Here is a 794-nt window from a genome sequence, read left to right as displayed (position 1 = left end):
GACGGGTTACTCGACCGCTCTCGCCTGCGAACGCCTCGGATCGGCGGGCGGCACGGCGAAGAGGGGCGTACGGACATCGGGCCAGGAGGCTCGGTCGGACCGGAAACGGAGGCCGTCCGGCGCGGCGGACCCGCCGGCCCGGTGCCCGAGTGGCACGGAGTGCCCCTCCGGGCCGGGGCCGGCGGGGCGGCCCGGCGGTGGGAGGAGGTTGCGCAGGCGCCACTCCGTGCGGTGCAGGGCGGCGGCGGTGCGGGCCCGGGCCCGGGCGGGTGCGGGGACGGGTTCGCGCAGCCAGGCGTCCAGGGTGCGGGCGAGGCCGGTGACCAGGGCGTGTCCGGCCTCGGTGAGCCGGCCGCTGGTGAGGAGGGTGCGTACGACCAGGCGGCTCTGCGTCCGGCGCAGCGCGAAGTGGTAGGCGGCCGTCCCGGCGTGCGCCGGATCGGCGAGCCGGTCCCGCCAGAAGCCCGCGACGCCGGTGAAGGCGTAGGCGCCGTGCAGCAGACCGGTGAGGTGACGCGGGTCCGGGCGCCAGGGCGCGTAGAAGCGCTCGGTGCGGTCGTCGGACACGAGCGGGAAGAGGTGGATCAGCACGGCGAGCTTGCTGTGCTGGAACTCGTGGACCAGCGCCTCGGCGAGGGCGAGCGCGGAGGAGGGGCGGGCGATGACCATGGCGCCGTAGGCGTCACCGCTGGACGCCGAGACCCGCACCTCGGGCGGGGGCGGCGGCAGCAGGGCGGTCCTGGCCCAGGGGACGACGGACCGGATCAGGGCGGGGTCGAGCCGCCCAGGTCGCG

1 protein-coding gene is annotated in these 794 nt (G+C 77.3%); it reads right to left on the bottom strand.

Translation table 11 applies throughout. The features are described from left to right. Nucleotides 1-6 precede the first annotated feature (6 nt). On the bottom strand, nt 7-794 hold a 788-nt coding region (locus tag B9S61_RS11725), incomplete at its 5' end, for an HEXXH motif-containing putative peptide modification protein (RefSeq protein WP_258039631.1).

The organism is Streptomyces sp. SM1, assembly GCF_002910825.1.
GTDB lineage: Bacteria > Actinomycetota > Actinomycetes > Streptomycetales > Streptomycetaceae > Streptomyces > Streptomyces okerensis.
Note: the sequence above shows the minus strand (reverse complement) of the source record. Positions and strands in the feature narration are given on the sequence as shown.